This window comes from Treponema sp. OMZ 798 (assembly GCF_024181385.1).
Classification (GTDB): domain Bacteria; phylum Spirochaetota; class Spirochaetia; order Treponematales; family Treponemataceae; genus Treponema_B.
This window is the reverse complement of record NZ_CP051305.1, coordinates 472,756-487,434: the sequence shown is the minus strand read 5'-3', so window position 1 is coordinate 487,434 and position 14,679 is coordinate 472,756. Positions and strand designations below refer to the sequence as shown.

14 protein-coding genes and 3 tRNA genes are annotated in these 14,679 nt (G+C 39.8%); 13 read left to right on the top strand and 4 right to left on the bottom strand.

All coding sequences use genetic code 11. The features are described from left to right. Positions 1-31: 31 nt before the first annotated feature. Positions 32-1,513, bottom strand: coding sequence for a Do family serine endopeptidase (locus E4O07_RS02340; protein ID WP_253687061.1), 1,482 nt, complete (start codon positions 1,511-1,513; stop codon positions 32-34). A gap of 124 nt (positions 1,514-1,637) precedes the next feature. Here E4O07_RS02340 and E4O07_RS02335 point away from each other — a divergent pair, with 124 nt between their 5' ends. Genes E4O07_RS02335 through E4O07_RS02315 form a run of 5 tightly spaced genes read left to right on the top strand, consistent with a single transcriptional unit; the run spans position 1,638 to position 4,228 of the window. Beyond that, positions 1,638-1,901 (top strand): EscU/YscU/HrcU family type III secretion system export apparatus switch protein, encoded by a 264-nt coding sequence (locus E4O07_RS02335; RefSeq protein ID WP_253687060.1) that lies wholly within the window; start codon positions 1,638-1,640, stop codon positions 1,899-1,901. Positions 1,902-1,919: 18 nt separating this feature from the next. After that, positions 1,920-3,179, top strand: coding sequence for a cyclic di-GMP phosphodiesterase (locus tag E4O07_RS02330; RefSeq protein ID WP_253687059.1), 1,260 nt, complete (start codon positions 1,920-1,922; stop codon positions 3,177-3,179). Beyond that, positions 3,179-3,571 carry a YraN family protein gene (locus E4O07_RS02325; protein WP_253687058.1) on the top strand — a complete coding sequence of 131 codons (393 nt, stop codon included), beginning with the start codon at positions 3,179-3,181 and terminating at the stop codon, positions 3,569-3,571. Before E4O07_RS02330 ends, E4O07_RS02325 begins: the two co-directional genes overlap by 1 nt. Further along, positions 3,564-3,779 carry a hypothetical protein gene (locus E4O07_RS02320; RefSeq protein ID WP_253687057.1) on the top strand — a complete coding sequence of 72 codons (216 nt, stop codon included), beginning with the start codon at positions 3,564-3,566 and terminating at the stop codon, positions 3,777-3,779. The genes E4O07_RS02325 and E4O07_RS02320 overlap by 8 nt, the downstream gene beginning before the upstream one ends. Next, complete coding sequence (locus tag E4O07_RS02315) at positions 3,776-4,228, top strand: hypothetical protein (RefSeq protein ID WP_253687056.1); 453 nt, start codon at positions 3,776-3,778, stop codon at positions 4,226-4,228. Before E4O07_RS02320 ends, E4O07_RS02315 begins: the two co-directional genes overlap by 4 nt. A 57-nt stretch (positions 4,229-4,285) precedes the next feature. Here E4O07_RS02315 and serS read toward each other — a convergent pair whose 3' ends face one another. Beyond that, entirely contained in the window at positions 4,286-5,554 is a 1,269-nt protein-coding gene (serS, locus tag E4O07_RS02310; protein ID WP_253687055.1) for a serine--tRNA ligase, read from the bottom strand. Positions 5,555-5,682: 128 nt separating this feature from the next. Here serS and E4O07_RS02305 point away from each other — a divergent pair, with 128 nt between their 5' ends. From E4O07_RS02305 to E4O07_RS02295, 3 genes are all read left to right on the top strand, one after another. Then, on the top strand, positions 5,683-6,312 hold the full coding sequence (locus E4O07_RS02305; protein ID WP_253687054.1) for a DUF2715 domain-containing protein: 630 nt from the start codon (positions 5,683-5,685) through the stop codon (positions 6,310-6,312). A 61-nt stretch (positions 6,313-6,373) separates the two neighbouring features. Then, positions 6,374-6,446: transfer RNA gene (locus E4O07_RS02300), tRNA-Pro, on the top strand. Between the two features lie 13 nt (positions 6,447-6,459). Further along, positions 6,460-6,533: transfer RNA gene (locus E4O07_RS02295), tRNA-Arg, on the top strand. Between the two features lie 83 nt (positions 6,534-6,616). On the opposite strand, the gene E4O07_RS02290 is transcribed toward E4O07_RS02295, so the two are convergent. Continuing rightward, entirely contained in the window at positions 6,617-8,158 is a 1,542-nt protein-coding gene (locus E4O07_RS02290; RefSeq protein WP_253687053.1) for a sigma-54-dependent Fis family transcriptional regulator, read from the bottom strand. Between the two features lie 112 nt (positions 8,159-8,270). Here E4O07_RS02290 and E4O07_RS02285 point away from each other — a divergent pair, with 112 nt between their 5' ends. The 5 genes from E4O07_RS02285 to E4O07_RS02265 all read left to right on the top strand — a co-directional run bounded on the left by E4O07_RS02285 (position 8,271) and on the right by E4O07_RS02265 (position 14,004). Then, complete coding sequence (locus E4O07_RS02285) at positions 8,271-9,011, top strand: YggS family pyridoxal phosphate-dependent enzyme (RefSeq protein WP_253687052.1); 741 nt, start codon at positions 8,271-8,273, stop codon at positions 9,009-9,011. After that, positions 8,992-9,816 (top strand): DUF4097 domain-containing protein, encoded by an 825-nt coding sequence (locus E4O07_RS02280; protein ID WP_253687051.1) that lies wholly within the window; start codon positions 8,992-8,994, stop codon positions 9,814-9,816. The genes E4O07_RS02285 and E4O07_RS02280 overlap by 20 nt, the downstream gene beginning before the upstream one ends. A gap of 61 nt (positions 9,817-9,877) precedes the next feature. Beyond that, a tRNA-Ile gene (locus tag E4O07_RS02275) sits at positions 9,878-9,951 on the top strand. 90 nt (positions 9,952-10,041) lie between these two features. Next, complete coding sequence (locus tag E4O07_RS02270; protein WP_253687050.1) at positions 10,042-12,312, top strand: hypothetical protein; 2,271 nt, start codon at positions 10,042-10,044, stop codon at positions 12,310-12,312. Positions 12,313-12,390: 78 nt separating this feature from the next. Continuing rightward, positions 12,391-14,004, top strand: a complete 1,614-nt coding sequence (locus E4O07_RS02265) for an ATP-binding protein (RefSeq protein WP_253688108.1) — start codon at positions 12,391-12,393, stop codon at positions 14,002-14,004. A 13-nt stretch (positions 14,005-14,017) separates the two neighbouring features. On the opposite strand, the gene E4O07_RS02260 is transcribed toward E4O07_RS02265, so the two are convergent. Further along, a complete protein-coding gene (locus E4O07_RS02260) occupies positions 14,018-14,671 on the bottom strand; it encodes a PAQR family membrane homeostasis protein TrhA (RefSeq protein ID WP_253687049.1) in 654 nt (217 codons plus the stop codon). Positions 14,672-14,679: the final 8 nt, after the last annotated feature.

Sequence of the window (14,679 nt, the reverse complement as noted above, 5' to 3'; positions counted from 1 at the left end):
AAAAAGGAGGTAAAATTATTTAAGAATGTTGTTATCGTTTAATCTTAGGGGTAACCAGATTGTGACCTTCTCTTATAAAGTCAAACCAAATTTCACCCTTCGTGTTTGAAAGCTCCTCATAAAAGCTTAAAACATCTTTAATATCTTTTCCGTTTACACTTACTATAAGATCGCCGGGCTGCAAGCTCATAACGGCAGCAGGGCTCTTAGGCTGTAAACTTGTTACCAGTACACCGTTTTGACCTTTTTTAAGCTCTAATTGTTTTATAATCTCGTCCGTTAATGGTGAAGGAACAAAGCCCGGCCAAAGTTTAGATGAATCGGCTACGTTTTTTTCATCCCTTTCTTCAATCTTTACCGCAGCGGATATCTCTTTTCCCCTGCGTAAAATCTTAAACGATGAGCTTTCTCCCGGTTTTAAGTCGGCAATAATGCGCAAAATATCGTCAACATTTTTAACCTTTGTTGAATTGACCTCGGTAATATAATCACCGGGTTTGATGCCGCCCTTATCTGCAGGCGAGCCTAAAAACACCTGTCCTGCAAAGGCGCCTTCAATATCCTTTAATTTTAAGCTTTCTCTAAACTTATCGTTTATCTCAAGAAGCTGAACACCGAGCCAGCCGTATTTGATTTCACCGGAATTAATAAAATCGTCAATAGCCTTTTTAAGGTTATTGATAGGAATCGAAAAGGCAAGACCTTGGGAGCCGCCGCTCGATGAAACAATCCAGTTGTTTATGCCTATAACCTCACCGTAAATATTTACGAGGGGGCCTCCTGAGTTGCCTTGATTTATAGCTGCATCGGTTTGGATAAAATCGTTTATGTTATTTCTGTTCGGTCCGCCTGAACGGCCTACCGCACTTACAATACCGCTTGTAACAGTCGATACATAACCCATGGGCGCTCCGATTGCATATGTAAGATCGCCAACCTGTACGGTATTTGAGTCTCCTAAAACGGCAACCCTCAAATCTTTATCATAATCGAAGGAAACAAGGGCAACATCCTTCCTCTGATCGGAACCGACCAATTTACCTTGAACCTTATCCCCGTTATAAAGGATAACCGAGATTGTCTTGGCATTGCCGGTAACGTGCTGGTTTGTTAAAGCATAATAGGTCTTTCCCGTCTTTCTTACGATGACTCCTGAGCCCATGCCTTCGGCTTCATACTCCCTTTCGCCCTGACCTTCTTTTTGATCCTGAGGGCGGTTAAAGAAAAACCAAGGAAAACCGTCTATATTGTTTTGTACCTTTCTTGTTTCGATAACATCAAGGGTGACTACCGAGGGTAAAATCATCGAGGTAAGCTCACGATTTGCTCTTTGAAGGGCTTCAAGGGCAGAAACAGACTCTTTGCTCAGTTCCGTTCTTAGACCGGAATCGGCATATACCGTTGCCGCATTTTCGGGATTGCTTGAACAGCGGGCGGAAAGAAGAAACACCGAAAAAAGTATAATCAATAAAATTCCGGCCGTTGCTGAAAATGGATTTTTTAATTTACGCATACATCTAGCCTCACTTATAATTATGATAATAAAACAAGAGGTTTTAAGTCAAGTTACATAAAAAAAACTATTGAAAATTTGTTTATTACCTTGTTTTTTTTTATATTTGTGATAAAATGGATTTATGACAAAAATTGATAAAAAAAAAGTTGATTGCGCAGTAGCTCTTAGTTATGCTTTAAAGGCAAAGGCGCCGATAATTACGGCATCAGGGAAGGGGCTGACAGCAAAAAAAATCAAAGAGACGGCAGAACGTAACGGAATTAAAATTGTAGAAGATGAACCCTTGGCAAACATTCTTATTCATCACGAGATAGGTTCATGTATTCCGGAGTATACATATAAAGCTGTAGCCGCTATCTTTGCTTTTTTGCTGAAAAAGGATTAACTTAAAAGGGGAATTAAAATGTTAAAGAAAATTAAAACGGCTGAATTAAAGATTGGAGCCCGTTTTTCGGCTCCCGTGTTTTTTGATGACGGGCGAAACATGTTTCTTTTAAGGGGTATGCCGTTAAGCGAAAATGAGTTAAATACTTTAAAAAGGTGGAAAATCCAATATGTAGTTACATCAGGAGAACCCGTACCTGAGGGAGAAACCTTAGACGAAGAAGTAGAAGAGCTTAGTGAAGTAGAAGATCTTGAAGATTTGGATGATGAAGTCGAAGAAGTTCAGGAAGAATATCCCATAAACGGCACTAAACTTAAAAGAACAGAAATAGGAGAGATTTCTGCTGACTGTATTCTAAAACTTACACAAGACCCCCGCTCAATGCAGCTCCATACCGAATATTTGGAAATTATAAAGAGCCTTGAAAAAATATTTGAAAATTTCAAAGCCAGAAAACCGTTGGATAATATGCCTGTAAATTATCACGCAACACAGTTGATAGAACTTGTCAGAAAAAATCCCCCTCTTTGTGTGGGTTTTATATTGGGCACCGAGCTTGAAGAAGATAATTTGGCCAGATCCTCAGTAAATACGGCTATCTTAGCCATAATTTTAAGCGAAGCTCTTGAACTTCAAAAAAATAGAATTAACGAAATAACTATTGCAGCCCTCTTACACGATGTCGGTATGATGAAAATCCCTCAAAAAATCCTCAATAAAACAGAAACCCTGACTGATATTGAAAAGCAGGCTGTTGCAGCTCATACTGCATACGGTTATAAGACAGCCATGAGTGAGCTCATGTACACAAGAGAAATTGCCTTGAGCATCATGCAGCATCACGAAAGGTGGGATGGAAAGGGCCATCCTAACGGTCTTTCCGGAACCGATATCGATATAGGAGCAAGAATTATAACCGTAGCCGATGCCTTTGTTGCAATGATAACACCTAAGTCATACCGAGATCTAATGCTGGGATATCAAGCCATGAAAAACCTGCTCGCAGATAATGCACGCATTTTTGATCCCGAAATAATAAAGGCTATGATTAGAAGTGTGGGAATTTATCCTATCGGCTCCATTGTTTTAATGAATGATGCTTCTCTTGCCAGAGTAATTAAAAGCTCACCGGAAGCACCGATGCGCCCCTTCATCCGTATCCTGATTGACTCAACAGGAGAGGTTTTAGATGATAATTCGGAGCCCGTAGATTTAAAGAAAAATAAAAATCTTTTTATAGTTCGAGCTATCGATCCAAGGGTTTACAGAAATAAATAATGGATTCTCTTGGCTCAAAAGGAGAAAAACTTATATCCGATTGGCTTACCGATAAGGGCTATCTTATCTTAGAAAAAAATTGGAGAACCCGCACAGGAGAGGTAGATATAATCGCTTTAGATAAAAGCGATCAAAATCTACCCTGCGGGGTCTTGGTTTTTGTCGAAGTAAAAACCTTATTAAAAACCGAACTATCCGATTTGGATCTTATTATCAACAAAAAAAAACAAGAACGGATTATAAAAACAGCTAAATGTTTTCTCCTAAATCATCGAAAATATAATAAGATGTATATAAGATTTGATGTGGTTGTGTTAAGGTCCAACCCTTTTTTGGAACAGCCGTTTGAGATATTACATTTAAAAGATGCCTTTGGAGATTGCTATGACTAGTGTGAATTTATTTCCACATAAAAAAAACACATCAACCCACAATACCGTATTAACGGATGCGGAAATTCATGCAATGGAATTAAAACTTGAAGACCCCGAATATATAAATGCCGCTATTTACCGATTGGCTTCAATCATAACGGAAAGAATTTTAAATGGAGGCTTGGATTACGAAGATATGAATTTAAACAAGAGGAGCAGAGTATGAGCAAAAGAAGGTTTAAACCCGGCAGAAGCCAAAGACCGGAAAAACGAACGGATGATGCAGGTTCCAAACGTCCTTTTGACGGCCAAATCAAAAAAAATAAACCATTCCAAGCCCAAAATATGGAACCGGCTTTTAAAAAAATAGAATATCCGGAATACAAATGTACAAAATGCGGAGAAATAATACAGGATCTAAGCTATGCAATTGCCGATAAAGAAAGCGGTCTTCCCGTACACTTTGACTGCGTTATTGAGTTTTTAAAAAAGGCTGAAAACCTCAAAGAAGGAGAAGAAGTCATTTACATAGGAAACGGAAATTTTGCAGTTGCATATTTTGAAAACCCGAAGATACGTAAGAATTTTAAAATAATAAAGCTTATAGAATGGGAAGACAAAAATAAGCTCTATCAATGGAAAAAAGATATTTCGGAGCTTACATCAAGCACATAAAAAAAAGCCGGACTTGAGTTCCGGCTTTTTTATTTCAATTCTAAAAGACTGTTTATTTTAACCGATCTTATCAAATCCGCAATAGGGCACAAGCACTTCGGGTATCTTAATAGAACCGTCAGCCTGCTGATAGTTTTCTAAGATAGCTATCATAGCCCTGGACATGGCAATGGCTGTTCCGTTTAGGGTATGTAAGAATTTGTTTTTACCGTCATCGTCCTTGTAGCGTATATTTAAGCGGCGTGCCTGATAATCGGTACAGTTTGAAGTAGAAGTAACCTCTCCCCACTCTCCCCCGTTTCTTCCCGGCATCCATGCTTCCAGGTCCCACTTTCGATAAGCAGGAGCTCCAAGGTCGCCTGTACAAGTATCGACAACCCTAAAGGGGATTCCAAGTCCGGTGAATATTTCTTCTTCGATTACCCGAAGCTCCTCATGGACAGCATCCGATTCTTCCGGCGTACAGTAAACAAACATTTCCAGTTTTGAAAACTGGTGTACCCTGTAAAGCCCCTTTGAAAATTGGCCTGCAGCTCCGGCTTCCCGCCTAAAACAATGGGAAATACCGCAGTATTTTAAAGGAAGAGCTTCCTTTTTGATAATCTCATCGGCATGGTAGCCTCCCAGAGTAATCTCGGCAGTTGCAACCAAACAAGTGCCCTCGCCTTCAAGAGAATATACGTTTGATTCCTCCCCTCTAGGATTAAAACCTATACCGTATAAGATTTCCTCTTTTGCTATATCGGGTGTGATAAAGGGCTTAAATCCGTGTTTTCTTAATATATTAAGCCCGTACATGGTAAGGGCTTGCTCCAAAAATACGGCCTCATTTTTTAAAAAATAGAATTTAACGCCTGAAACCTTTGTACCGGCTTCAAAGTCGATAAGATCCAAATCTTGACCGAGCTGAACATGATCCTTAGGTTCGAAAGCAAACTTGGGCACTGTGCCGCAGCGTTTTATTTCCAAATTATCGGAATCTTCCTTACCGACAGGAGCTTCGGGATGAGCCATATTCGGAATTTTGCTTACAGCCTCGTGTAAGGCTTTTTCAGCCTCAGCTAAATCGGACTCAACTTGGGCAATTTTTTCTTTTATAATCTTCCCCTGATCGACTAATTTTTGTCTTTCTTCGGGACTAAGCTTTTGTTTCATTGATTGGGAATTATCGTTACGTTCTTTTTGCAGGTTCTGCAAGGAGGTAACGAGAGCAGTACGCTTATCATACAGTTCTACAGCCTTATCGGCATCCGCATTCATGTGCCGGTTTTTAATATTTTGTTTTACGGCTTCAAGGTTTTCTTTAATAAATTTGTAATCTAACATGATAAAATTGTACTTTTTATTTTGAATTCTGTCAAGACTTTAGAGCAATTGTACGTTTGAGGCTTGACAAATACCGATTTTTTTAAGATTATTAGTATTGATAATCTTTTATATCTTGGAGGTATTTTATGAACAAAAAAATATTTTTTGTTTGTCTTGTTTTTGCGTTGGTTTTTACAGGGATGCTGACAGCAAAATCAATCGGTTTAAATTTGGAAGCTGGTGCGGCTTATACAAATCATCAATTACACTATTTTGATAATGATACAAGGCATGACGGCTTTAAACATCAGGGGATAAAATCAAAAAGCTTATTCGGATTTAATTTAGGGGTATCTTACCCTCTTCCGAAAAACTGGTCAGTATTTGTAAGCACGGTATTTGCTTTTAACCGTACCTTTGTAAGCGACACAATGCTCGGTGCCGGTTATACGTTTAAACCGGGAAAGGGATTTGACCTCTTTTTGGGAGGAGGTTTAGCATTCGGCGGTTCAGTGTTTAAGTGGTCATCAGGAAATGTAAGTATCACAAATAGATTCTTTAACATAGGGGCCGGAATCAATCTTACGGCTTCATTTATGTTTACCAATAAGATCGGAATGTTTGCAGGTATTTCGAATACATACTATAAACCTGTATCAGGTAAGTGGTCGAACAAAATAGGCGACAAAACGACTTCAGGAGATATTGCATCAAATCATATGCCTGATTTAGCTAAGTCTATAAGCGGAAGACTCGGTGTAAAAATCAAATTATAAAAAACCTTTGCTCCCAGGTATTGACATTGATGCACTTTTTGCGTATTATGTTGACTCGCATCGGGATGTAGCCTAGGGGCTAAGGCGTCTGGTTTGGGACCAGAAGATCGGGGGTTCAAATCCCTCCATCCCGATCCTTACAGTATTGGGATCGTAGCTCATCAGGATAGAGCAACTGCCTTCTAAGCAGTAGGTAGGGGGTTCGAGTCCCTCCGGTCCCGGCTTAAGCCGATTAAGAAGTTTTGTGTAAGAACAAAATTACTTAATCGGCTTTTTTATTTATAACGGATTTTATCTATCTTTCTTAATACTTTATGCCGAGCTTTTTCATCTTGCTTTGGAGGGTTCCGGGTTTTAGGTTTAAAAGAGCTGCGGCTCCGTCTTTTCCGTAAATTTTTCCGTTAGAAGCTGAGAGAGCTCTTTCGATAATTTCGATTTGGGCCTCATCAAAGGTCTTAATTTCTTCGGGCAAAACCTTATCTTTTTCGGCCTCTTTATTGCCGGCGGCTTTTACGGGCTTTTTTTGTACCCCGTTTAAAACATAGGATTCTCTTGTGCCGGGAACTAAGTGCTCGGCAGGAATTTCTCCGCCCTGAGAAAGAATAGCGGCACGCTCCACAACGTTTTTAAGCTCGCGGACATTTCCATGCCAAGGCATAGACATAAGTTTTTCGATAGCAGCCATAGAAAGACTTGTGTTCTCAAATCCTATTCTTTTGCGTATATCCGAAATAAAGTGCTCAGCTAAAAGAGCTATGTCATCTTCCCTTTCCCTTAATGGCGGAAGCCGTAAAGGAAAAACATCCAGCCTGTAAAGAAGGTCTTCACGGAAGCGGCCCATGGCAACAGCCTCGGCCAAATCGACATTGGTTGCAGCGATTATGCGTACATCAACGGAAACGGGCTTTTCCCCGCCGACACGCTCGAATTTTCCGTCTTGAAGAACACGCAAAAGCTTGGGCTGTAAATCAAAGGGTAAATCCCCGACCTCGTCCAAAAAGAGGGTTCCTCCGTCGGCAAGCTCGAACCTTCCTTTCCTCAAGGCCGCCGCACCCGAAAAGGCCCCCTTCTCGTGCCCGAAGATTTCGCTTTCGGCAAGGCTCTGCACAAGGGCCGAGCAGTTTACGGGCACAAAGGGTTTTTCCGCCCTGTTGGAAAGCCTGTGAATGGTGCGGGCAGCCTGTTCCTTTCCCGTTCCCGTTTCTCCCGAAATTAAAACAGGCACATCCGAGGCCGCAACCAGTTTTATAGAATCCAAAACGGTAGTCCAAGCCCGGGAAGTTCCGACCATGTCCTTAAAAACATTTGTCGACGACCGGAGCAAAACATTTCTTTCAAGCAAGAGGCTTTCGGTTTTTTGAATAAGGGATTGGGATGCATCTGTTTGAACCAAGGCAACGGAAATCAGCTTTGAAATTGTAGAAACAAAGCGGACAATTTCGGGAGTAAACTGGGAGCACATTCTGTGATCCAAGGTCATCATTCCTATAGCATTATCCCCTATGTAGAGGGGAGCTACCAAGCAAGAATGGTTTTCGGGCAGTTCCATTATTTCGTCATAGGTATCGACATGAGGACTTGCCTCATCAAAAAGATAGGCTTTTTTTTCGGATAAAATTTTAGCTATATCCTTTCTGGAATTTAAATTTATGGTAAAATCCTCAAGGAGTTTAGATGAAAGAGGCCCCAAGGCCTTCCTGACCTTTAAAATATTATTATCTTCAAAACGCATTACAACTGCGAGCTCGTAATTGACAAGCTCTCTCAGGGCTTCGAGGATGAGCTCAAGCACCTGCTCGGCAGAGATGGGATTGGTTTTATTTAATACGGGTATAGCCTTATTCATACCCTGCGATTATACCCTCATTATCAATCTTTGTCAAAAGGCTTTATCAACATGATTGAATAAGAAAGAAAATTTGGGTAGAATATCACATACAAGATTTTATGGGGGAATTATGAAAGACGATATTAAAATAAATTTAGAAGAAGTCCATAGACGGATGGAAGCCGCTTGTAAGGCTTGCGGGAGGGACCCTAAAGAGGTGAGACTTCTTATGGCCACAAAGACAGTTACACCAGAACGCATTTTAAAGGCCTTTGAATACGGAGAACTTTTAATCGGAGAAAACAAGGTTCAGGAACTTTGCGAAAAATACGAGGCTCTTTCATCGGTAAGGCATGAAACCCATTTTATAGGCCACCTTCAAACCAATAAGATAAAAGATGTTATAAAATATGCCGACTGCATCGAGTCTGTAGACAGGCTTGACCTGGCCGAAAAGTTGAGTAAGAGACTTGAGGCTGAAGGAAAAAGCATAGATATTCTTATTCAGGTAAACACCTCCGAAGAAGAAAGTAAATTCGGGTGTAAGCCTGAAGAAGCGCTCGATCTTACCGAAAAAATTGCAAAACTTCCCTGCTTAAACATAAAAGGCCTTATGACAATAGGTCTTTTTTCCGATGATATGGATAAGGTAAGGCTTTGTTTTAAACTCCTGCAAAAAATCCGCAAGGAGATTACCGAAAAGAAGATTCCGAATGTTTCCATGGAGGCAGTTTCTATGGGCATGACCGGAGATCTTGAAATTGCCATCGAAGAAGGTTCGACCCTGATAAGGGTAGGCACTGCAATTTTCGGTAAAAGAAACTATCCCGATTCCTATTATTGGAACGAAAATGCAAAGGTTGAAGTGTAGACTTTTTTTGGGTTTATGTTTTTTTTCTCTTTTTTACGGCTCTGCCCTTTTTTCTCAAGATATTGAGAATTTAACGAAGGTTCAAAAGAGGGTTGTAAATATAGAAGCCGCCGTTTCTGAGGTGGATGTTTTTATAAGCAGCTATGACGGCGACACAATAGCCTATCGAACGGAGCTCAAATCGGGCACAAAACTTTCGATAGTTGAGCATAAAAAAAAGTTGAGGTTTACAGAGATAAGGCCGGCAAGCGGAAAGCTCTTTATCTATGTTCCGAAAGATTTTTTACTCGAATCGTGCAGAGTTTTAGCATCTCATTCTTCCATAAAGATAGAAGGCATAAAGGCCGTCCATTTTTCGGCTTCGGGGAATTTTAACAAGGCTGAAATTACCGGCTCCCGCTTAAAAAACAGCCTGATTGCACTTTCAAACGGCAGCCTCACATTTAATAACGGCATTGTAAGTGCGGCCGATTTTTGCTTAAACTTTTCAAAGGCAAAAATTGAGATAGCCGAAGAAAAAGAACACTGCAACCTCTTTGTAACCCAACAAAAGTGCGAAAAGTTCATCTATGCAGGGGAAGCATATACCGATAGGCTCTTAGCTCTCTCTCCTCCAAAACCTAAAAAATTTATCTCGATGAGCGCCTCTTTTTCGGACATAGACTTGGGCTTTTCGGCACCCTTAAAAGAGCCGAGAGAAAAATTCGATAAATACGGAGTCAGCGAGTTCGGTCCCAAACTTTCTCCCAATTTGGTAGATAACGAGGCAAATTTTTTACCCAAAACGAGCACAAGTTTACCCTGACAAATTTTAATTTACCGATTGACAAGTTTTAAACTTTTTGATATACTCAAAACTCTTTTAAGGGCCCATAGCTCAGTTGGTTAGAGCAGCGGACTCATAATCCGCGGGTCGCCGGTTCAAGTCCAGCTGGGCCCACTTTTCCTTTTTTATCAATTTTTATTTCAGAATTATTGAAAAGCGTCTTATCCTATGCTATAATGGTATAGTAGTGTAAGGAGAAATTTCATGTGTAAAAAATTATTTTTTTTTATAAACCTCGTAATTATCCTTTTACTTTCCGGATGTGATCAGTTTGTAGCAGATATAGAAAGAGATTTTGAATATTGGTCATCTACAATTATAATTCAAAGTATAGATATACCTTCTATTGGAACAGACACACAAAACTATCCCTGCATAAAAAGTGATACCGATCAAATCATAAAAATAAAACTTATAAACCCGCAAAATTACACTTTAAAACTTCCCGGAGAACCGGGGGCTCCTCACGACATCATAGTCTTCGGAAACGGAGTAATAGGCTCAGGAACAGGCTCGCCCGTGTACAATACGGATTATACCCTTACTCAACCCAATCCTACAGAACTTATTCTCACTCTAAAGAGCGGCTTTTTACGAAAAAATGAATGCGGTATCGTAGATCTGCACCCTACAATCATTCTTTACAGCAAAGAAGGGAGAAAGTTTTTAACCCGGAGTTTTAAATTAAAAGTGAACTCGCCGGCTCCTGAACTTGACTATATAGGCTGCGGTAAAACAAAAAAAAATGAAGAAGGAAAATATCACTATGTTCTCGTCTTTAAAGTAAAAGACATGCCCGGCTATAATGTTGAATCGGGGAACCTGCCCGGTACTTTCAAGTATGAAAGGCTACATCAAGATGTTCATTATCTATTCGTAGACCACACTAGAATGATAATAGGTATGAATGGTGATTATACGGATTTTGCTCCGCCTATACAGAGTAACTCAGGAATCCGACTTATTAAACACAGTGCAGCAGAAGATTTAGATGATGAAGACATAGTAAATGTATTACCAAAACCTGATTATCCTGACTCACACCAAAATTGGTTCATATACCTAAAAGTTCCTGTACCTCTAAAAGGAGCAAGTAAAACATATCAGATTCAGATTAAAGATGAACGAGGTCTTGGTGCTTCTCCTATAAACATCAGCACGCCTGCAAACAGCCCTTCTGTAACCGTAAATCTTGATACATCAACGGGAACAACTTCGGCAAATTTAAACAACACTAACAGTGCAGCCTCTCCACATGAAATAAACGCAAAGGAAGGAACAAATAATGTAAAGCTTAATCTTTCGACAAGCACTCCGGGGGCTTATATAAATTGCTATATCAAAAAAGGAATAGGTTTTAGTAATCTTGTAAGCAATCCAAGCGGCATCGATAATGCAACAGTATTTCTTCCTGTTGAAGGATCGTCTGCAATCTATCAGGTAGAGATTAGAGTTTCTGCTGAAGGAATGCCTGAAAATACCAAAATAATTTATTATAAGGTTGTCAGTGATAGTGTAACAATATCTTCAACCGATGGCAACGCATGGACTAAGCTTAAAACAGAAGCCGGCAAATCAAGCGGAGTCCCGACTATTTTGATAAGCGGAGAAATAGCAGCAGCGAGCGGCAATAACGGGGAAATTTCAATAGGCAGAAACCTCACTATAAAACAAGCAGGTTTTTCTACAGCCGTTCTTAATGCAAATAACCTGTCCCGAATATTTAAGGTTACAAGCGGCAAAACACTCAAATTAGAAAATATTACTCTCAAAAACGGGCAAGCAAGCAGCGGTGATCTAGGAGGAAAAGGAGGAGGAATAGCACTTATTGCAGGCGGAAAGCTGACTATTTCGGGCGACAAAGTAAAACTAGATACAAAGAGTAAAATTTATATCGATGCCGGCTCTGTTATTGAGCTAGAAGGAACTCTATCAGATAATACACCTGTAGCCTGCATTGAGCCTGAAAATTATAACTCAAGTACAAAGGTATTAAGCGGAGCAATAACAAGCGGATCTCCTAAAAATAAGACCAAATTTAAAGTGGAGTCTCCAACAACAGGTCCAAAGTATTGGGTTATTAGTGATGACGGAAAATTACTAAATTTTTCTACATTACCATTAACCGAGGATTCAATAGCCGGAATGGAAGGTTTTATGTCTTCAAACGAACAGACTAAAAGCGGTGCACCATCCTCCATTATTTATAAAACAAATGAAGGAAAATTCGGATACATTACCGTAACTGATATGATTCCAGTTACCGGCATCGGTCTTGTGATGACTTTTAACTATGAAACTTTTAACGGAAGTTCCGGAAATAATAAGAGTATAAGTCATCTAAAAGGCTTTGATTTAGATATGGGAAATGAAGGAGAACTCACAGACTCCACGGTAGATTTTTCCATAGGCGGAACTACGACTGACTTTACACTCATACCGCTTAATGGCGCAAAATTCTTTATAAAAAACTAAAGCATAGTCTATCGCCTGTCTGCCGGGGAACACCTCGATTGACAAGCAGTCAAGCCTTATGCTAGACTATTAGTTATGATGGATTTTAGTAGAAAACTGCCTATAGGCGTACAGAGTTTTAAGGTATTGCGTGATGATAATTTTCTCTATATTGATAAGACCGAATATGTTTATAGACTGGCTTCTTCAGGCCGTGTCTACTTTTTAAGCCGTCCGCGAAGGTTCGGAAAGAGCCTTTTTCTTTCTACATTGAAAGCCTATTTTTTGGGTCAAAAAGAATTGTTTAAGGGCTTGGCAATCGAAAAGTTTGAAGAAGCCGAAAAAGGAAAAAGAGAAATTTGGCAAGAATATCCCGTATTCTATTTTGATTTTAATGTAGGAAAGTATGCCGATACGGAAGCACTCAATGAAAGGTTAGATTTTTTACTTAAAGATATAGAAAAACAATATGAAATTATCCCCGGCAGTAGAGACAGTTTAGGTTCAAGATTTGAAAGAGCTATAAAAACAGCCTACGAAAAAACAGGCAAGCAGGTTGTCATCTTGGTAGATGAATACGATAAACCTCTTCTTCAAACAATGGGACTAAATGAAGAGCTAAACGCAGAGTACAAGGCTGTCTTAAGAGCCTTTTATTCCGTATTAAAAAGTACCGATCAATATCTCCGGTTTGCTTTTTTAACCGGAGTTACCAAATTCGGCAAGGTAAGCATATTCAGCGATTTAAACAGTTTAAACGACATAAGTCTCAAACCTGAATATTCGGCTATTTGCGGACTAACTCAAAAAGAGTTAGAGGAAACCTTCCGCCCGGAAATAAAGACCTTAGCTGAAAGAAACGAGTTAAGCTATGAGGATTGTCTTTCAGCTTTAAAGAAAAAATATGACGGTTATTGTTTTTCTTACGGAACCGAAACAATATACAATCCCTTTAGTTTGCTCAATGTTTTTGATGGAAAACAATTTGCAGATTATTGGTTTGCAACGGGAACACCGACCTTTTTGGTAAACGAATTAAAAAGAGAGGACTACAACATTCCCGAATTGGATGGAAATGTGGAAATGATTGAATCCTTTTTGTCGGATTACAGAGTAGGTGCGGACTCGGTTATACCGGTACTCTTTCAAGCCGGCTACTTAACGATTAAGGATTACGATAAAGAATACAGGATGTACAGGCTGGGCTTTCCAAATGAGGAAGTGCGTTACGGCTTTTTGTACAACCTCTTACCCGAATATTCAAATATAAGTTTTATAAAAACCTCTTTTAATGTGGTTCAGTTTACAAAAGATTTAAAGGCCGGAAGGGTGGACGAATTTATGCAAAGGCTAAAGTCGATAATGGCAAGTCTTCCCTACGACACCGTAAAAAAAGAAAGCGGCGAAAGCATCGCATTGAAAGAGCATAATTTTCAAGTCTGTGTTTATTTGATCTTTGCCCTTATGGGACAGTTTGTCGAAGTTGAAACACCCTCATCTACAGGAAGAACGGACTGCGTTGTAAAAACCGAAAAGGCAATTTATATCTTTGAGTTTAAACTAAAAGAAAATGCGGAAGCGGCCTTAAAACAAATCAAAGAAAAAAACTATGCCGAAAGGTACAAGGCAGATAGCAAAGAAATTATCCTTATCGGCGTAAGCTTTGATCCTGAAGAAGGTACCGTTGACGAGTGGTTAAGCGAAAAACTATAAAAAGCTAAAAAATTTAAAGACTGTAATAAAGCGAAAAAAAGTGCATTATGCTCCCGGCCATCACAAAAAGATGCCAGATGCTGTGAGACCATTTTACCCTCTTCATTGCGTAAAAAATACAGCCGGCAGTGTAAAGAATTCCGCCTATAAGTAAAAACTTAAAGCTTAAAAGGGGCAGCTGTTCTTTTAAGGGCCTTGCCGCAAAGATGATGAGCCAGCCCATGGGAATATAGGTTATAACCGATAGAACCCTCACCCGGCTTCCGAATATCGAGTATAAAACTATGCCTAGAACGGCCATTCCCCAGATAATACCGAAGATGGCCCAGCCGACAGCCCCGTGAAGGGCCGAAAGGCAGTAGGCCGTGTAGGTTCCGGCTATCAAAATATAGATTGAACAGTGGTCGAAAATACCGAATACTTTTTTTGCCTTTAAAGGCAAGGCATGATAGAGGGTTGAAAAAAGGTATAGGATTATTAGGGATGCACCGAAGATTGTAAAACCCACAATATAACCGGCTTTCAAATCCTGCGGAGCATAACGGGCTGCCCTTATAATTAAAAGCACAAGGGCTGCAATCGAAAGACCTGCCCCTATGCCGTGGGTTACTGCATTTGCAATTTCTTCACCTATAGAATATCTGCGTTTAATTTTTTCTTCTTTCATAATTATTT